Below are 20,116 nucleotides of genomic sequence, written 5' to 3'. Positions count from 1 at the left end.
CGGCTGGGGTACGGGCAGGGGTTGGCCCGTCGGAAAGACCGGTCGTAGCGTTCTGGACGGAGGGATCTCGGGGAACCCGGTCCAGTTCACCCGAAGGACATGCATCTCGATCCAGTCATGCGTGCACGGGAGTTCCGCACAGTGCGGAATCAGGATCCGGAGGGTGTGTTGGTGTTGTTGGAGCAGTACACGCACATAGACGAGCCGCTCGACGGGCCGGGGTTGGATCCCCTGCTCGACGAAGTCGCCGCCGGAACCAACGGCTTCACGGTCATATGCGGCCCGGCGACCATGGGGAAGAGCGCCCTGCTGCAGAAGATCGTCGAACGGGCCACGGCAGCGGGTACCACCGTCCTGGGCGCCACGGGCTCCCCGGACGAACAGGACCTGCCGTACGCCGCACTCGGCAAGCTGTTCACCGGACTCGGTGTCGACACCGCCGGGCCGGCACGCGGACCGCTGCGCGTCGCACGGGAGACCCACCGGGCGGTCGCCGATCTCAACGCGGCCGGTCCCGTACTGATCGCCATCGATGACGCGCAGTACATCGACGACGAGTCGCTGCGCTGTCTGCAACAGCTGGCGTACGGCGTCCAGAGCATCCCGTTCGCCCTGGTGCTCACCTGGGAGCCGCAGCTCGCGGCGCCACCGCGACGCATCCTGGAGGACCTCATCTACCGGCCTCGGGTACAGCGCATCCAGGTCGGCCCGCTGACTTACCGAGACATCCTGCGGATGACCGGCAGCCGGCTGTCCGCCGCCGAGGCCGACACCCTCGCGCGGCGCTGCCTCGACCTCGGCGGCGGCAATCCGCTGCTGACCTGCGCCCTGCTGGAGGAGACCCTGCCGATGTCCAGGGAACCCTCGGGCGTGGACGCCTTCCGCCAGGCCGTCCTGGTCTGCCTGCACCGGATGGGCCCCGTCGCCACCCGGGTCGCCCGGGCGATCGCGATCCTGGACCGGGCCCCCGACACCGGCCTCATCAGCCGTCTGACCGAACTCGGCACCGGAGTCACCGCGGGGACCGTACAGCGCCTGGTCGAGGTCGGCGTGCTCGCCGAAGGCGGGTTCCGCCATCCGGAGACCCAGAGCGCCGTCATCGCGGAGATCCCCGCCGACGAGGCCATCGACCTGCGTTACCGCGCCGCCCAACTGCTGTACGAGGAGGGCGAGCCGTCCCGGTCGGTGATCAGTCAGCTGTCCGCCGCGGGGCCGCTGCCCCGCGAGTGGGTCCTGCCGGTGCTGTGCAGCGCAGCCCAGGACGCGCTGGCCGACGGGGAGATCTCCGCGGCCATCCAGTACCTCAACTTCGCTGTCGACTGCTGCCCCGACGAGGACCGGCGCTATGCCACCAAGGCGCGCGTGGCGGCCCTCTACCGTCTGGTGGAACCGGTCTCCTCCGGCCCCCGCCACCTTGCGCTCAAGGCACCCGCACTCGCCGGGAAGGTGGGGCAGCGGGAGGCCCTGAAGCTGGCCGAAGGGCTCCTGTGGCACCTGCAGTTCGACGACGCGCTCGACGTCGTCGCCGAGGTGGCCGCCCGGGACGACGGATTCAGCCTCGGCACGGAATGGCGCCAGCTCCGGCATCTGGTCGCCGCCGGATACCCGGGACTGCTGACCAGGCTGGAGGCGCTACTGCCGGAAGCCGCCCGTAGCGCCGCCACCGCCCCGGTGATCGCCCCGCCCTCGCTACGCGCGGTGCAGAGCCTGTCCACCGTCGTCACCCAGTCGGGCGGCGAGCACACCGTCGCACTCGCCGAACAGGTGCTGCAGGACAGCACGGTGGCGCAGGGCTCGCTGGAGGTCGCGGCCACCGCGATCTTCTCGCTCGTCTACGCCGACATGCTCGACACCGCCGCCGATTGGTGCGACCGGCTGCAGAGCGAACTGCACGGAGCCGACGGCATCGCCTGGAACGCCCTGTTCGGTGCGCTCCGCGCGCTGGTCGCGCTGCGCCGCGGCCAGATCGACATCGCGCTGGAACAGTCCCAGCAGGCTCTGAAGTTCGTGCCGGACAACGAACGCAGCATCCGCTCGGCGCTGCTGCTGGCCATGCTGGTCGAGGGCCACACCGCCGCAGGCAACCACGAGGCGGCGGCCGAGTGCCTGAGCCGCCCCATCCGCCAGCAGGTCCTGGAGACCAGAGCCGGACTCCACTACCTCTTCGCCCGTGGCCGCCACCACCAGGCCATGGACCGGCCGCACGCGGCGCTTGCGGACTTCATGGCCTGCGGGGAGCGCATGATCCAGTGGAACATGGACTCCCCCTCCGTCGCCCCCTGGCGGGTCGGCGCCGCCGAGGTGTGGCTCGCCCTGGGCAAGCGCCATCACGCCGCCCAGCTCGTCGAGGAGCAAATGAGCAGGCTGGGCGCCGGTCTGCCGCGCAGCCGGGGCATCGTGCTGCGCTGTCTGGCCGCCGTACGGGACGTCGGTGAGCGGCCCGGTATCCTCGGCGACGCCCTCAAGGCGCTGCAGGCCGGACACGACCGTCTGGAAAGCGCCCGGGCCCTGGCCGACCTGAGTGAAACCTTCCAGTCGTTGGGCAACAAGGCCGACGCCCGGACCGTCGCCCGCCGCGCTCGCCGTCTCGCCGACAGCTGCCACGCCGAAGGACTCGTCCAGGTCCTCACGCCCTACCACTCCGCCGGCCGGCCCGAGAAGCACAAACGGCCCATGGGGGAGGGGCAGTTCGCGGCACTCAGCGATTCCGAGCGCCGGGTGGCGATGCTGGCCGCCGCGGGGCACTCCAACCGGGAGATCGCCACAAAGATCTTCGTCACCGTCAGCACGGTGGAACAGCACCTGACCCGGGTCTACCGGAAGCTGAACATCACCAGCCGGGAGCAACTGCCCGTCGAGTTCCGCATGGAGGCGGCGGAGATCTCCTGACCGGGCCGGACATACGTCGCGGGCACCGCCGACCGGGGCGGTGCCCGCGAGGGACGTCCGGCCTGCGTGCGGCGGCCGGTCAGTCCGCGACCAGTACCGACACCTCGAGGCCGTCACCCATCGGGACGTGCACCGACTGGTAGCGGCCACTGGAGCGGACCAGATCGAAGTACGGCTGCTCCGGCAGCGTCCCCATGTCGTCGGCGATCACCAGGGCGCCGGGGGAGAGGGAGGGCTCGAGCAGTTCGAGCACCGGCAGGTACAGGTCCTTCCACCCGTCGAGGAACACGAGGTCCACCGGGCCGGGCAGCTCCTTGAGGGACTCCAGGGCGTCCCCGGTCCGTACCTCGACGATGTCGCTCAGGCCGGCGTCGGCGATGTTCCCCTCCGCGACCTCCGCCTTCTTCTCGTGCCACTCGGTGGTGATCACCGAGCCGCCGCTGTCCCGCGCCGCCGCCGCGAGAAACACCGTCGATATCCCGAAGGACGTGCCGAATTCGACGATGTTCTTCGCCTGCCGGTTCCTTGCCAGAAGATAGATCAGTTCACCGGCCTCGCGGGGAATCGAGATGTAGGCCTCGGCCAGCATGTCCGTCTGCTCCTGGTGCGTGAAATCACCCAGCGGGCGATTCTTCGCGACCAGCGCAGCGATGACCGGCTCATCCTGCACCTCCTCGTCCGCATACAGTTTGTCGAGCGTGGTGCGGACACGTTCCGATGTGAGCGTATTCATTCCGTTGCCTTTCCTGCGGGAGTGGCGAAGTGCTTGGATCGTACGCGCCACAGGCATCAAAAGGCAGAGTTCACCGTGGGGTTGAAAGCCTAAGTAGGGGGTGCGGCGACGCTTTGAGGGGGGAAGCGCTGTGGTGCTTCCGGGTGTGCGCACCTTGAATGGAGGTCGACTGGAAACGGACCGCGGAAACAGTGAACGAATGGAGCCAACTGATGAGCTTGCTGGACCAGCAGGGCGTTTTTCTGCCATATCTCCACCTGCTTGGTGGCCCTTTCGGTGAGCCGCCGCGCTATTCCTTCGAAGAGCGTGTCGCAGCCGCCGCGACGGACGGCGTCACGGGCATAGGATTCGACGGCGACGAATTCGACACGCTGCTCAAGACCCACACCGTGGACCAGCTGCGTGGAATTCTCGCCGACCACGGCGTGACCATCGGCGAACTCCAGATCCTCTACGGCTGGCACTTCGGCGGCGACTACGGCCGCATGGCCCGTCAGATGGAGGACCACCTCTACGACCTGGCCGACCAGTTCGACATCAAGCAGGTCAAGACGGTCATCATGACGCCGACCGAGTTCCCGCCGCAGGAGGTGCTCGTCGAGCGCTTCAACGGCATCCTCGACCGCGCGGCCGACCACGGCATCCGCATCGCCCTCGAGCCGCAGTCGGTCAACCCCGGCTTCGACTACGCCGCCGCCGTCGACCTCATCCTCGCCTCCGGCCGCGAGAACGCCGGGTTCGTCGTGGACGGCTGGCACTTCTTCCGCGACCCCGACCCGTACACCGCCCTGGAGAAGCTGCCCGCCGAGCACATCTTCGGCGTGGAGCTGAGGGACGCCACCACGGAGCCGCAGATCTCCCGAATGGAGGACTGCCTCAACTACAACCTGCTCCCCGGCGAGGGCGACTTCGACCTGGTGACGCTGCTGCGCACGCTGGACGCCAAGGGCGTCGACACGCCGATCGCGGCCGAGATCATGTCCAACGACCTGCGCAAGCTCTCCGCGCAGGAGAACATCGACCGCACCGTCGCCGCGGTCGACAAGGTCATGGCCGCGGCCCGCGCCGCGTGATCCCGGGCCGGGGAGCCGAAGCGCCGGCTCCCCGGCAGGCCCGGTCCGAAGGACAGACGGCGCACCGGGTCCCCGACCGGACCCCGTGCGCGTTCCCCTGTGTCCTTCCGCAGGCCGAATCCGCAGTCCGCCGTGCGAGTGATGGGTGTTGTTGGTGGTGAACGACGAAAAGCTTCGCGACTATCTCAAGCGCGCCACGGCGCAGCTCCAGCAGACCCGGACACAGCTGCGGGACCTGCAGGAGCGGGACCGGGAGCCGATCGCGATCGTGGGGATGAGCTGCCGGCTGCCAGGTGACGTCACCTCGCCCGCGGAACTCTGGGACCTCGTGGCCACGGGACGGGACGCCATCAGCGGCTTCCCCGTCAACCGCGGCTGGGACATCGCCGGGATCTACGACCCCGAGCCCGGCAAACAGGGCAAGAGCTACACCCGCCACGGCGGATTCCTGCACGACGCGGGAGAGTTCGACGCCGACTTCTTCAAGATCGGCCCCCGCGAGGCCAGGGAGATGGATCCTCAACAGCGCCTGATGCTGGAGCTGGCCTGGGAGGCACTGGAGAGCGCCGGCATCGACCCGCACACCCTCAAGGGCAGCAGGACCTGTGTGTTCGCGGGCATGGTCTACCACGACTACGCGTACAACAGCAGCACGGGCGCGATCGCCTCGGGCCGGCTCGCGTACAGCCTGGGTCTTGAGGGTCCGGCGGTGACGGTGGACACGGCGTGCTCGTCCTCGCTGGTCGCGCTCCACCTCGCCGCGCAGGCGCTGCGGTCCGGCGACTGCTCCCTCGCCTTGGCCGGCGGCGTCAACATCATGGCCACCCCCGAGGCCTTTATCGGCTTCAGCAGCCAGAACGGCCTGTCTCCGGACGGCCGCTGCAAGGCGTTCTCGGCCGCCGCGGACGGCACGGGGTGGAGCGAGGGCGCGGGCTGGCTGCTCGTGGAGCGGTTGTCGGACGCCCAGCGGCTGGGGCACAAGGTGCTGGCGGTCGTCCGCGGCACGGCCGTCAACCAGGACGGCGCGAGCAACGGCCTGAGCGCCCCCAACGGACCGGCCCAGGAGCGGGTGATCGAACAGGCACTCGTGAGCGCGGGTCTGTCGGTTGCGGACGTGGACGCGGTGGAGGCGCACGGCACGGGCACCAGGCTGGGTGATCCGATCGAGGCGCAGGCGCTTTTGGCGACGTACGGGCAGGGGCGTGCGGAGGAACAGCCGTTGTGGCTGGGTTCGCTGAAGTCGAACATCGGGCACGCCCAGGCGGCTGCCGGTGTCGCGGGGATCATCAAGATGGTCGAGGCGATGCGGCACGGGGTGCTGCCGCAAACCCTGCACGTGGATGAGCCGACGCCCGAGGTGGACTGGTCAGCAGGTGCGGTGCGGCTCCTGACGGAGGCACAGCCCTGGCCGGAGGTGGGGCGTCCCCGCCGGGCGGGTGTGTCGTCCTTCGGCGTGAGCGGCACGAACGCGCACGTGATCGTGGAACAGGCACCGGAACCGGTGATGGCGGAGCCGGAGGCGCGGGCCGAGGTTCCGCCGGTGGTGCCGTGGGTGGTGTCGGGTCGTAGCGCGGGGGCGGTACGGGCGCAGGCGGCGCGGCTGTCGGAGTTCGTGACGGAGCGGCCTGGACTGTCCGCTGTGGACGCGGGGTTGTCACTCGGAGTGTCGCGGGCGGCGTTGGAGTACCGGGCAGTGGTGGTGGGTTCGGGGCGTGAGGAGTTGTTGCAACGCCTGGGCACGGTGGAGGGAGCGCGGGCCGACGAGGGGCCGACGGCGTTCCTGTTCACGGGGCAGGGTGCCCAACGCCTGGGGATGGGCCGGGAGTTGTACGCGTCGTTCCCGGTGTTCGCGCGGGTCTTGGACGAGGTGTTCGGCTGCTTCGACGGGCTGGTCGACGGGTCGTTGCGTGAGGTGATGTGGGGCGGGGACCAGGCGGTTCTCGATCGTACGGAGTTTGCGCAGCCGGCGTTGTTCGCTGTTGAGGTGGCGTTGTTCCGGTTGTTGGAGTCGTGGGGTGTCACACCCGATTATGTGGCGGGTCATTCGGTGGGTGAGCTGGCGGCGGCGTATGTGGCCGGGGTGTTGTCACTGGCGGATGCTGCCCAACTGGTGGCGGCGCGGGGCCGGTTGATGCAGGGGCTTGCGGCGGGCGGTGTGATGGTGGCGGTGGAGGCCGCCGAGGACGAGGTCGTTCCGTTGTTGCAGGGCCGGGTGTCGGTTGCGGCGGTGAACGGGCCGCGTGCGGTGGTGGTTTCCGGTGCTGAGGCGGACGTCGAGCGGGTGGTGGGGCATTTCACCGACCGTCGGACGAAGCGGTTGGCGGTCAGTCATGCGTTCCATTCGCCGTTGATGGAGCCGATGCTGGACGAGTTCGCCGCCGTGGCGGGGGAGTTGGCATACGACAGTCCGGTGATCCCGTTGGTGTCGAACGTGACGGGTGGGCCGGTGGTTCCGGATGCGGCGTACTGGGTGCGGCATGTGCGTGAGGCGGTGCGGTTCGCGGACGGTATCGGCTGGCTGGAGTCCCAGGGGGTGGGGACTTTCCTGGAGTTGGGTCCGGACGGTGTGCTGTCGGCGATGGCTCCGGAGACCGGGTGTGTTCCGGTGCTGCGCAAGGACCGTGACGAGGCCAGGACAGTGGTCACCGCTCTGGGCCGGATCTGGGCGCGGGGTGTGGAGGTGGACTGGGCGGCGTTCTTCGCACCGTACGGGGCTCGCCGGGTGGACCTGCCCACCTACGCCTTCCAGCACAAGCACTTCTGGGCCGTGGCCGAGACCGCCGTACCGGAAGAACATGGCGCAGACCCGGCGCTCGCGGAGTTCTGGTCGGCGGTGGACAGTGAGGACCTGGCCGTTCTCAGCCGGCAGCTGGATGTCGGTCCCACGGCGCTCGGTGAGGTCCTGCCCGCGCTGTCACAGTGGCATCGGACGGCTGCCGAACGTGGTCTGATCGACTCCTGGCGTTACCGGCTGACCTGGACCCCAGCGCCGCTCCCGGCAGACGGGGACCCAGCACGCAACGGCACCTGGCTGCTCGTCGTCCCCGCCGGGACGGAGTCCGGACCATGGGCCCGGGCGATCACCGAAGGACTCGATCGGTACGGCACCCGGTTCGTACCGCTCGCCGTTCCGGAGGGCATCAGCGGACCGGAACTCGCCCGTGAACTCGACCGGGCCCGGCGGTCGGCCGCCGGCACACCTGTCGGCGTCCTGTCCCTGCTCGCCCTCGACGACCGCCCTCACCGGAACCACCCCCATCTCTCCTACGGAGTCGCCGCCACGGTGACACTCGTCCAGGCCCTCCACGAGGCCGAGTTCGACATGCGGCTGTGGTGCCTCACCTCCGGGGCGGTCGCCGTGAGCGACGCCACGGAGCTGACCAGCACGTTCCAGACAGCGGTGTGGGGTGCGGCCGCGGCGCTGGCCCTGGACCACCCCGCGTTCTGGGGCGGCATGATCGACGTACCCGGCACCTTGGGCGCACCCGATCTGGAGGCGCTGCACATCGTCCTCACGACGCACACCGACGAGGACCGGGTCGCCGTCCGTGCCGGACACGTCCATGCGCAGCGGCTGGTCCGCGCACCCCTCTCGGGCGCGCCCGCCACCCGCACCTGGCGGCCGGACGGCACCACCCTGATCACCGGCGGCACCGGTGGAGTCGGCGCGCGGGTGGCACGGATGCTGGCCGCGAACGGCGCCGGGCACCTCCTGCTCACCAGCCGGCGTGGCCCAGCGGCACCGGGCGCCGACGAGCTGACCGCCGAACTGACCGCGCTCGGCGCCCGGGTCACCGTTGCCGCGTGCGACGTCTCGGACAGAGAGGCGCTGCGTCGGCTCCTCGACTCCGTTCCCAGCGACCAGCCACTGACAGCCGTCGTGCACGCGGCCGGAGTCGCCCAGCTCGACACACCCCTGCCGAAGACCTGCCTCGACGAGTTCGCCGAGGTCGGCGCCGCGAAGTGCGGCGGTGCCCTGCACCTGGACGAACTCCTGGCGGACCATGAGCTGGACGCCTTCGTCCTGTTCTCGTCGGGCGCCGCGGTCTGGGGCAGTGCCGGACAGCCCGCCTACGGCAGCGCCAACGCCTTCCTCGACGCGCTCGCGCATCGGCGCCTCGCCCGGGGACTCACCGCGACATCGATCGCCTGGGGCCCCCTGGACACCGGAATGGTCGACGAGGAGATCCGGGCGTTCATGCGCCGCACCGGCGCCCCCGCCATGGACCCTGCGGTCGCCGTCACGGCCCTCCGGCAGGCCGTGGAGCACGACGAGAGCCACCTGGTCGTCGCGGACTTCGACTGGTCCCGCTTCGCTCCCGCCTACACGCTCGCCGGGCCACGTCCGCTGCTCGATGCGCTCCCCGAGGTGCGCGAGGCTCTCGACGAGGCTTCCGAGCACCATTCGGACGGAGCGGACGAATCAGAACTCAACGCGAGACTGGCCGCGTTGCCGCCGGTCGAACAGGGCCGCGTCCTGCTCGACCTGGTGCGCACCCACACCGCAGAGACACTCGGCCATGACGGGCCGTCGGACGTCGACCCGAGGCGCAACTTCCAGGATCTCGGATTCGACTCGGTCGCCGCGGTCGAACTGCGCACCCGCCTCGGTGGTGCCGTCGGTCAACGGCTGCCGGCCACCGTGGTCTTCGATCACGCGACCCCGGCCGCCCTCGCGGACCATCTGCGCGAGCGACTGAGGATCGCGCCCGGGTCGGACCCAGGGGCCCCTGCCCCTTCCCTGCCCGAAACGCTCGACCGGCTGGAGATGCTGGCGGCCTCCCTCGACCCGCGGGAGATCACCACCCACCGCTTGACGGCGCGACTGCAGTCGCTGCTGGCCAGGGTCACCGAGACCGTCGGTGCGACGGACCGCGACGACTACGTGCAACAGCGCCTGGAGTCCGCGTCCGCAGAAGACGTGCTCGCCTTCATCGACAAAGAACTCGGCCCGGCCTGACACGGCGCGCCTGGAATGTTGTGAGGATCTGATGGCGAACGACGAGAAGCTCCTCGAATACCTCAAGCGGGTCACCGCCGATCTGCACCAGACGCGGCAGCGACTGCAGGAGGCGCAGACCGCCGACCGTGAACCGGTCGCCATCGTGGGGATGAGCTGCCGCTACCCCGGTGGCGTCGGCTCGCCCGACGACCTGTGGCGGCTGGTGGCCGAGGGCCGGGACGGCATCGGGGAATTCCCGGCCGACCGCGGCTGGGACCTCGCGAAACTCGCTGGGAACGACGGCCCGCACGGCACAAGTTATGTCCATGAGGGCGGTTTCATCGATGGCGCCGCGGACTTCGACGCGGACTTCTTCGAGATCTCTCCGCGCGAGGCGATCGCCACGGATCCCCAGCAACGGCTCGTCCTGGAAGCGTCCTGGGAAGCCATGGAACGCGCCGGTGTCGACCCGCACTCCCTGCGCGGCCGGGACGTCGGCGTCTTCGTGGGCTCGGGCATCCAGGACTACGGCGACCTGCTCCTGCGCGCCCCCGAGGCCGCCGAGGCCTTCATGTCCACGGCCGTGTCACCCGCCGTTCTCTCTGGCCGGGTGGCGTACAGCCTGGGCCTTGAGGGTCCGGCGGTGACGGTGGACACGGCGTGCTCGTCCTCGCTGGTCGCGCTCCACCTCGCCGCGCAGGCGCTGCGGCAGGGTGAGTGCTCCATGGCCCTGGCCGGCGGCGTCATGGTGATGTCCACGCCGGCCGCCTTCGTCGCCTTCAGCCGTCAGAACGGCCTGGCCCCCGACGGCCGCTGCAAGTCCTTCGCCGCCTCCGCCGACGGCACGGGCTGGAGTGAGGGTGTCGGCATGCTGCTGGTGGAGCGGTTGTCGGACGCCCAGCGGCTGGGGCACAGGGTGCTGGCGGTCGTCCGTGGTTCGGCGGTCAATCAGGACGGTGCGAGCAACGGCCTCACCGCTCCGAATGGTCCGGCGCAGCAGCGGGTGATCCGGCAGGCGTTGGCGGACGCGGGTCTGTCGGCGGCGGACGTCGACGCGGTGGAGGCGCACGGCACGGGCACCAGGCTGGGTGATCCGATCGAGGCGCAGGCGCTTTTGGCGACGTACGGGCAGGGGCGTGCGGAGGAACAGCCGTTGTGGCTGGGTTCGCTGAAGTCGAACATCGGGCACACCCAGGCGGCTGCCGGTGTGGCGGGGATCATCAAGATGGTCGAGGCGATGCGGCACGGCGTCCTGCCCAGGACGCTGCATGTGGACGAGCCGACGCCGCAGGTCGACTGGACCGAGGGCGATGTACGGCTGCTGACGCAGGCGCGTGAGTGGCCCGTGGCGGACCGCCCGCGCCGGGCCGGGATCTCCTCGTTCGGCGTGAGCGGCACGAATGCGCACGTGATCGTGGAGCAGGCGCCGGAACAGCCGGCCGAGCCGGAGGACCTCACCCCGCTGCCGATGGTGCCGTGGGTGGTGTCGGGCCGCACCGGGCAGGCCCTGCGCGAACAGATCGCCCGCCTCGTCGCCTTCCTGGCCAAGAGCCCCGAAGTCCCGCTCACGGACCTGGCGTTGTCCCTCGGCGCCGGGCGGGCCGGGCTGGAACGGCGCGCGGTGATCGTCGGGTCGGACCGGGACGAACTGGTACGGGGCCTGGAGGCGCTGTCGGACCACGAGGGCATCGCCGCCACGGACCGGACGACGGCATTCCTGTTCACCGGTCAGGGTGCCCAACGCCTGAACATGGGCCTGGAGCTGTACGCGTCGTTCCCGGTGTTCGCCCGGGTCTTGGACGAGGTGTTCGACTGCTTCGACGGGCTGGTCGATGCCTCGCTGCGTGAGGTGATGTGGGGCGGGGACCAGGCGGTTCTCGATCGTACGGAGTTTGCGCAGCCGGCGTTGTTCGCCGTCGAGGTGGCGCTGTTCCGGCTGCTGGAGTCGTGGGGTGTCACACCCGATTACGTGGCCGGTCATTCGGTGGGTGAGCTGGCGGCGGCGCATGTGGCCGGGGTGTTGTCACTGGCGGATGCGGCCCAACTGGTCGCGGCGCGGGGCCGGTTGATGCAGGAGCTTGCGGCGGGCGGTGTGATGGTGGCGGTGGAGGCCACCGAGGACGAGGTCGTTCCGTTGCTGGACGGACAGGTGTCGGTTGCGGCGGTGAACGGGCCGCGTGCGGTGGTGGTTTCGGGTGCTGAGGCGGATGTGGACCGTTTGGTGGCCCGTTTCGCCGGCCGTCGGACGAAGCGGTTGGCGGTCAGTCATGCGTTCCATTCGCCGTTGATGGAGCCGATGCTGGACGAGTTCGCCGCCGTGGCGGGCGGGCTGACGTATGGCAGTCCGGTGATCCCGTTGGTGTCGAACGTGACGGGTGGGCCGGTGGTTCCGGATGCGGCGTACTGGGTGCGGCATGTCCGCGAGGCGGTGCGGTTCGCGGACAGTGTGAGCTATCTGCGGGACCAGGGTGTCGATGCGTTCGTGGAGCTGGGTCCGGACGGTGTGCTGTCGGCGATGGCCCCGGAGACCGGGTGCGTTCCGGTGCTGCGCAAGGACCGTGACGAGGCCAGGACGCTGATCGATGCTCTGGGCCGGATCTGGGCGCGGGGTGTCGAGGTCGACTGGGCGGCGTTCTTCGCACCGTCCGGGGCCCGCCGGGTGGACCTGCCGACCTATGCCTTCCAGCACCAGCGGTACTGGCTGGAGACCTCGGAGCAGGTCGCCGATGTGGCCTCGGCCGGTCTGCATGCGGTGGGTCATCCGCTGCTGGGGGCGGTGGTCGGTCCGGCGGGCAGCGACACCGTCGTGCTGACCGGGCGCCTGTCGACTGCTGCTCAGCCCTGGCTTGCGGATCATGTCGTGGGCGGCAGTGTGCTGTTCCCGGGGACCGGTTTCGTGGAGTTGGCGGTCCGGGCGGGGGACGAGGTCGGGTGCCCGGCGGTCGAGGAGCTGACGCTGTCCGTTCCGTTGGTGGTGCCTGAGGACTCCCAGATCCAGATCCAGGTCGTCGTCGCGGCACCGGATCACAGGGGCCGCCGCCCGGTGACGGTCTACAGCCGTCCGCACCTCGCAGGACCGGACGCGGAGTGGACGACCCATGCGACCGGCACGCTGGCGGCAGCCGCCGACTCCCCGTCCTACGACCTGGCCGTCTGGCCGCCGGTTGGTGCGGAGCCGGTGGAACTGGGGGGTTTCTACGAGGAGTTGGCGGGGGTCGGACTCGGCTACGGGCCGGTGTTTCGGGGGTTGCGGGCGGCCTGGCGGCGCGACGGTGAGGTGTTCGCCGAGGTCGCCCTGCCCGAGCAGGCGGCGGGTGAGGCGGGTCGTTTCGGTCTGCATCCGGCGCTTCTGGACGCTGCTCTGCATGCGATGTCGCTCGGTGCTGTGGAGGGGGACGGTCGGACGTTGCTGCCGTTTTCCTGGTCGGACGTGACGTTGTGGGCTTCTGGTGCCTCGGTGTTGCGGGTGCGGCTTGCGCGGGTTGCCGATGGTGTGGTGCTGACGGCTGTGGATGGTGTGGGCCGGCCGGTGGTGTCGGTGGGTTCGTTGGTGGTGCGGGAGGTTTCCGCGGAGCAGTTGGCTGCGGCGCGGGGCTCGGGTGCGGGGGAGTGGCTGTTCGGGGTGGAGTGGCCGGTGGTTCCGGTGGTTCCGGTGGTTGATGCGGAGTGGGCGGAGTGGGGCGGGTTCGGTGAGGTGGTGCCGCCGACGGTGGTGCTGCGCTGTGGGTCCGGGGAACTGCAGGGGGGTCTGCATCGGGTTTTGGGTGTGGTGCAGGAGTTTTTGGTGGGGGAGCGGTTTGTGGGGTCTCGGTTGGTGGTGTTGACCGAGGGTGCGGTGAGTGTGGGTGGTGAGCCGGTGGTGGATGTGGCTGCTGGTGGGGTGTGGGGGTTGGTGCGGTCGGCGCAGTCGGAGGAGCCGGGCCGGATCGTTCTGGCGGATGCCGGGTTGGAGGAGCTGCCGCTGGTGCTGGGTTCGGGTGAGTCGCAGGTGGCGGTGCGGGCCGGTGTGGTGCACGGGGCTCGGCTGGTGCGTGCCGGGGTGGACGTGGATGTGCGGCCGTCGTACGGCGTGGGTCCGGTGCTGATCACGGGTGGTACGGGTGGTCTGGGTGCGTTGGTGGCCCGGTATCTGGTGGCCGAGCACGGTGTGCGGGAGCTGCTGCTGGTCTCTCGTCGGGGGCCGGACGCCCCCGGCGCAGCCGAACTCGTCGCCGAACTGGCGGAGTTGGGTGCTGCGGTTGAGATTGTGGCGTGTGACGTGGCGGACCGTTCGGCACTCTCGGCGGTGCTGGAAAACCGCTTCCTGACTGCGGTGGTTCATACGGCGGGTGTGCTGGACGACGGTGTTGTGTCGTCGTTGACGCCGGAGCGGTTGGACGGGGTGTTTGCTCCGAAGGCGGATGCGGCCCGGTATCTGCATGAGCTGACGGCGGGGATGGACCTGTCGGCGTTCGTGCTGTTCTCGTCCGCGGCGGGAATCCTCGGTTCTCCGGGGCAGGCCAACTATGCGGCGGCCAACGCCTACTTGGACGCCCTCGCGTCGTATCGCCACAGCCTCGGCCTGAAGGCGACATCGCTGGCCTGGGGCCTGTGGGAACAGACCAGCGGAATGGCGGCGACGCTCGGGGACACCGACCGTTCGCGGATGAGCCAGGGTGGTGTGCTGCCGCTGGCATCGCAGGACGGGTTGGCGCTGCTGGATGCGGCCATCGCCGACGGCCGTCCGGCACTGGCGCCGATCCACCTCGACACCCGCGCCCTGGCCGGGACCGACGTGCCCGACCTGCTGCGCGGACTCGTGCCCGTCACCCGACGGGCGGCCGGCAAAGCGCAAGCGGGCGCGGACACCCTGCGCACCCGGCTCGCGGGGCTGCCCGAGACCGAGTGGGAGGACGCGCTGCTGCTCATCGCACGGACCGAGGCGGCGGCCGTGCTCGGACATCCGGGGCCGGACGCCGTCGACCCCGAACGTGCCTTCAGAGACCTGGGGTTCGACTCGCTCGCCGCCGTGGAACTGCGCAACCGGCTGGGCGAGGCGACCGGCCTGCGGCTGCCCGCCACCCTCGTCTTCGACTACCCGAACGCGCAGTCCGTGGCCCGCTACCTGCTCGGTGAGATCGCCGACACGGTCGACGAGACCGCGCCGGTCGCCGTCACCGCTCAGGCCCTGGACGAGCCCATCGCGATCATCGGCATGAGCTGCCGTTTCCCGGGCGGGGTCGGCTCGCCGGACGACTTGTGGCGGCTGGTCGCCGACGGCACGGACGCCATCGGCACCTTCCCCGCCGACCGCGGCTGGGACGTCGAACGCGACTACGACCCGACCGGACAACGCCCCGACACCACCTATGTCAACCAGGGCGGATTCCTCTACGAGGCAGGGGACTTCGACCCCGGCTTCTTCGGGATCAGCCCCAACGAGGCGCTGATGATGGACCCGCAGCAGCGGCTGCTCCTGGAGGCGTCGTGGGAGGCGCTGGAGCGGGCGGGCATCGATCCGGTGAGCCTGCGCGGCAGCAGGACCGGTGTGTTCGCCGGGATGATGTACCACGACTACGCGTACAACAGCAGCACCGGTGCGATCGCCTCCGGCCGGGTCTCGTACGTGCTGGGCCTCGAAGGTCCGTCGGTCACCGTCGACACGGCGTGCTCGTCGTCGCTCGTCGCCCTGCACCAGGCGGTGCAGTCGCTGCGTTCCGGCGAGTCCACGCTGGCGCTCGCCGGCGGTGTCGCCGTGATGGCCACACCGGAGACGTTCATCGAGTTCAGCAGGCAGCGCGGGCTGTCCAAGGACGGCCGCTGCAAGTCGTTCGCCGCGAGCGCCGACGGCACGGGCTGGGGCGAAGGCGTGGGCATGCTGCTGGTCGAGCGCCTCTCCGACGCCCGCCGCAACGGACACCGCGTGCTCGCCGTCGTCCGCGGCACCGCCGTCAACCAGGACGGCGCCAGCAACGGCCTCACCGCCCCCAACGGACCCTCCCAGCAGCGCGTCATCCGGCAGGCCGTCGCCAATGCCGGACTGGCGCTCGTCGACATCGACGCCGTCGAGGCACACGGCACCGGCACCAAACTCGGCGACCCGATCGAGGCCCAGTCACTGATGGCGACCTACGGGCGCGAACGGCCCGAGGGACGGCCGCTGTGGCTGGGTTCGCTCAAGTCGAACATCGGGCACACCCAGGCGGCGGCGGGCGCGGGCGCGATCATCAAGATGGTCGAGGCGATCCGGCACGGCGTCCTGCCCAGGACGCTGCACGTGGACGAGCCGACGCCGCAGGTCGACTGGACGGAGGGCGAGGTACGGCTGCTGACCGAGGCCCGGGAGTGGCCCGAGACGGGCGCGCCGCGTCGCGTCGGCATCTCCTCCTTCGGCGTCAGCGGCACCAACGCCCACGTCATCATCGAGCAGGACACCGAACCTGTCCCGGCCGAGCCCCACACCCCCCCGGCACCGGCGCTCGTCCCACTCGTCGTGACCGCCCGCACCGCCGACGCCCTGCGCGGCCAGGCGGACCGGCTGCGCACCTTCCTCCGCGCCGAGGAAGAGCCCTCGGCCGCCGGTGCCGGGCACGCGCTGCTGACGACTCGCCAGCTCTTCGAACACCGGGCCACCGTCATCGGCGCCGACCGGGCTGAACTCCTCGCCGGGCTGGACGAACTGGCGGGTGACGAGGCCGCCCCGGGCGACAGGACAGCGACGAGCACCGTGGTCCGCGGCACTGTGGTGCCCGGCGCCGCCAAGACCGTCTTCGTCTTCCCCGGCCAGGGCTCCCAGTGGCAGGGCATGGGCCTGGACCTCCTCGATTCCGTGCCGGCGTTCGCCGCGCGACTGCGCGATTGCGCCCGCGCCCTGGAACCCTTCGTCGACTGGGACCTGCTCGCCGTGCTCCGCGGCGACGAAGGCGCCCCCGACTTCACCGACGTGGATGTCGTCCAGCCCGCGCTGTGGGCCGTGATGGTCTCCCTCGCCGAAGCCTGGCGTTCGTACGGTGTCGAGCCCGCCGCCGTCGTCGGGCACTCGCAGGGCGAGATCGCCGCCGCCTGCGTCGCGGGCGCCCTCACCCTGGAGGACGGCGCCCGCGTCGTCGCCCTGCGCAGCCAGGTCATCCGGCGTGAACTCGCCGGTCAGGGCGGCATGATGTCCGTCGCCCTCTCCGAGAGCGAGGCCCGCGCGCGCATCGCCGACTGGGGCGGACAACTGCAGCTCGCTGTGGTCAACAGCCCGACGTCCGCCGTCGTCTGCGGTGTGCCCGCAGCACTCGAGGAACTGCGCGCGTCCCTGGACGCCGACGGAGTCCGCGCCCGCGTCATCCCCGTCGACTACGCCTCGCACTCGGTCTACGTCGAGGGCATCCGCGACGAACTCGCCGCGCAGCTCGCGGGGTTGGAGTCGCATACCTCGGACATCCCCTTCTACTCGACGGTGACCGGCTCCCCCCTCGACACCGCGACCCTCGACGCCCGGTACTGGTACACCAACCTGCGCGAGACGGTCCGCTTCGAAGAGGCGACCCGGGCCCTGCTCGCCGACGGGCACGGCCTGTTCGTCGAGTGCAGCCCGCACCCCGGCCTGCTCGTCGGCCTCGCCGACACCATCGAGGCGGCCGACGCGCGGGCCGCCGTCGTCGGCTCGCTGCGCCGAGACAACGGCGACGAACGCCGCCTGCTCGCCTCCCTGATGGAGGCGCACGCCCACGGCGCGACCGTGGATCCGCGGCGGCTCTTCCCCACCGCGCCCGCCCGCCACACCGACCTGCCGACGTACGCCTTCCAGCACGAGCACTTCTGGCTCGAACCGGTCACCGACACCGGCTCGCCCGCCGCCGTCGGCCTGGGTGCTCCCGACCACCCGTTGCTCGGCGCGACGGTGACCCTCGCGGGAACGGACGGTGTGCTGCTGTCCGGACGCCTTTCGACCCACACCCACAAGTGGCTTGCGGACCATGCCGTGGGCGGCAGCGTGCTGTTCCCCGGTACCGGCTTCGTGGAGCTGGCGATCAGGGCGGGCGACGAGGTCGGCTGCCCGGTGATCCGCGAACTCACCCTCACCACACCCCTGCTGCTGCCGGCGCAGAGCGGGGTACAGGTGCAGGTCACGGTCGGCGCGGCCGAGCCGCACGGCGACCGCCCGGTGAGCGTGCACGCCCGTCCCGAGCAGGACGAGGGCCCGTGGACGCTGCACGCCACCGGAGCGCTCGCGCCGTTCGCCGACGAGAGGACCGACCAACAGCTGCTCTCCTGGCCGCCGGTTGGTGCGGAGCCGGTGGAACTGGGGGTTTCTACGAGGAGTTGGCGGGGGTCGGACTCGGCTACGGGCCGGTGTTCCAGGGGTTGCGGGCGGCCTGGCGGCGCGACGGTGAGGTGTTCGCCGAGGTCGCCCTGCCGGAGCAGGCGGCGGGTGAGGCGGGTCGTTTCGGTCTGCATCCGGCGCTTCTGGACGCTGCTCTGCATGCGATGTCGCTCGGTGCTGTGGAGGGGGACGGTCGGACGTTGCTGCCGTTTTCCTGGTCGGACGTGACGTTGTGGGCTTCTGGTGCCTCGGTGTTGCGGGTGCGGCTTGCGCGGGTTGCCGATGGTGTGGTGCTGACGGCTGTGGATGGTGTGGGTCGGCCGGTGGTGTCGGTGGGTTCGTTGGTGGTGCGGGAGGTGGATGCGGGGCAGTTGGCTGCGGTGCGGGGGTCTGGTGCGGGGGAGTGGTTGTTCGGGGTGGAGTGGCCGGTGGTGCCGGTTGCTGAGGTTGTTGAGGTGTCGTGGGTTGAGTGGGATGACGTTCGGGATGTGGTTCCGGAGGTTGTGGTTCTGCGGGTTGGTGGTGGGGGTCTGCATCGGGTTTTGGGTGTGGTGCAGGAGTTTTTGGTGGGGGAGCGGTTTGTGGGGTCTCGGTTGGTGGTGTTGACCGAGGGTGCGGTGAGTGTGGGTGGTGAGCCGGTGGTGGATGTGGCTGCTGGTGGGGTGTGGGGGTTGGTGCGGTCGGCGCAGTCGGAGGAGCCGGGCCGGATCGTTCTGGCGGATGCCGGGTTGGAGGAGCTGCCGCTGGTGCTGGGTGCGGGTGAGTCGCAGGTGGCGGTGCGCGGTGGTGAAGTCCGTGCGGCTCGGCTGGTGCGTGCCGGGGTGGACGTGGATGTGCGGCCGTCGTACGGCGTGGGTCCGGTTCTGATCACGGGTGGTACGGGTGGTCTGGGTGCGTTGGTGGCCCGGTATCTGGTGGCCGAGCACGGTGTGCGGGAGCTGGTGCTGCTGTCGCGGCGCGGTCCGGACGCCCCCGGCGCAGCCGAACTCGCTTTGGAGCTGGCGGAGTTGGGTGCCGCGGTTGAGGTTGTGGCGTGTGATGTGAGTGATCGTGACGCGTTGTCCGGTGTGCTGGTGAACCGCTTCCTGACTGCGGTGGTTCATACGGCGGGTGTGCTGGACGACGGTGTTGTGTCGTCGTTGACGCCGGAGCGGCTGGATGCGGTGTTTGCTCCGAAGGCGGATGCGGCCCGGTATCTGCATGAGCTGACGGCGGGGATGGATCTGTCGGCGTTCGTGCTGTTCTCGTCCGCGGCAGGGACGTTGGGCTCTCCGGGGCAGGCCAACTATGCGGCGGCCAACGCCTACTTGGACGCGCTCGCCGCGCACCGCCACAGCCTCGGCCTGAAGGCGACATCGCTGGCCTGGGGCCTGTGGGAACAGACCAGCGGAATGACCAGCGCTCTCGACCGGACCGACCGTTCCCGTATCGCCGATGGTGGTGTGCTGCCGCTGGCGTCGCACGACGGGTTGGCGCTGCTGGATGCGGCGGTCGCCGACGGCCGCCCCGCGCTGGCGCCGATCCACCTCGACACCCGCGCCCTGGCCGGGACCGACGTGCCTGACCTGCTGCGCGGACTCGTGCCCGTCACCCGACGGGCGGCCGCCAAGGGACAGGGAGGCGACCCGGACTCGCTGCGTACGCGGCTCGCCGGTCTGACGTCCGTACGGCAGGAAGAGGAGCTTCGGGACCTGGTGCTCACGCACGCGGCGCGGCTCCTCGGACACAGCGACGCGCGGGCCGTCGACCCCGACCGGGGCTTCCTCGAGTCCGGGTTCGACTCGCTCGCCGCCATGCAACTGCGCAACCGGCTGGGCGAGCTGACCGGCCTGCGGCTGCCCGCCACCGCCGTCTTCGACCACCCCAACCCGCGGGCGCTCGCCCGACACCTGCTGGAACGCCTCGCACCCGCCACCGCGGAGCCGGCGGCGGACACCGAGACGGCCGACACCACCGAGCAGGAGTTCCACCGCATCCTGCGCTCCGTCCCCTACACCCGGCTGCGCGCGGCCGGCCTCGTCGACACCCTGCTGCGGCTCGCGGCCGACGGCACGGAGGCCGACGGCGCACCGGACGCCGACGAGCGCGAGGACATCGACGCGATGGACACGGAAATGCTGATCAGTCTGGCACTCGACGGCTCCGGCCGCGACGACGCGAATCAGGAAGTGTGAGACGACGATGACCGG

At 70.6% G+C, this 20,116-nt stretch carries 5 protein-coding genes and 2 pseudogenes; 6 read left to right on the top strand and 1 reads right to left on the bottom strand.

The window, feature by feature from the left end; genetic code table 11:
• Nucleotides 1-117 precede the first annotated feature (117 nt).
• A complete protein-coding gene (locus OG504_RS00195; protein ID WP_405987779.1) occupies nucleotides 118-2,889 on the top strand; it encodes a LuxR C-terminal-related transcriptional regulator in 2,772 nt (923 codons plus the stop codon).
• A gap of 79 nt (nucleotides 2,890-2,968) precedes the next feature.
• On the opposite strand, the gene OG504_RS00190 is transcribed toward OG504_RS00195, so the two are convergent.
• A complete protein-coding gene (locus tag OG504_RS00190; protein ID WP_405987778.1) occupies nucleotides 2,969-3,622 on the bottom strand; it encodes an O-methyltransferase in 654 nt (217 codons plus the stop codon).
• A gap of 212 nt (nucleotides 3,623-3,834) precedes the next feature.
• Here OG504_RS00190 and OG504_RS00185 point away from each other — a divergent pair, with 212 nt between their 5' ends.
• The 5 genes and pseudogenes from OG504_RS00185 to OG504_RS00165 all read left to right on the top strand — a co-directional run bounded on the left by OG504_RS00185 (nucleotide 3,835) and on the right by OG504_RS00165 (nucleotide 20,101).
• Nucleotides 3,835-4,695: a sugar phosphate isomerase/epimerase family protein gene (locus OG504_RS00185; RefSeq protein ID WP_405987777.1), complete on the top strand. Its 861-nt coding sequence runs from the start codon at nucleotides 3,835-3,837 to the stop codon at nucleotides 4,693-4,695.
• Nucleotides 4,696-4,843: 148 nt separating this feature from the next.
• The gene (locus tag OG504_RS00180) at nucleotides 4,844-9,655 is read left to right on the top strand and encodes a type I polyketide synthase (protein WP_405996221.1); all 4,812 of its coding nucleotides are present in this window, start codon (nucleotides 4,844-4,846) and stop codon (nucleotides 9,653-9,655) included.
• 31 nt (nucleotides 9,656-9,686) lie between these two features.
• A pseudogene (locus OG504_RS00175) lies at nucleotides 9,687-17,726 on the top strand (SDR family NAD(P)-dependent oxidoreductase); the annotation flags it as partial.
• Between the two features lie 80 nt (nucleotides 17,727-17,806).
• A pseudogene (locus OG504_RS00170) lies at nucleotides 17,807-19,246 on the top strand (SDR family oxidoreductase); the annotation flags it as partial.
• Between the two features lie 72 nt (nucleotides 19,247-19,318).
• Complete coding sequence (locus OG504_RS00165) at nucleotides 19,319-20,101, top strand: beta-ketoacyl reductase (protein ID WP_405996220.1); 783 nt, start codon at nucleotides 19,319-19,321, stop codon at nucleotides 20,099-20,101.
• Nucleotides 20,102-20,116: the final 15 nt, after the last annotated feature.

Source organism: Streptomyces sp. NBC_00986, from assembly GCF_045162565.1.
Taxonomy (GTDB): Bacteria; Actinomycetota; Actinomycetes; order Streptomycetales; family Streptomycetaceae; genus Streptomyces.
This window is presented reverse-complemented; position numbering and strand designations above follow the sequence as displayed.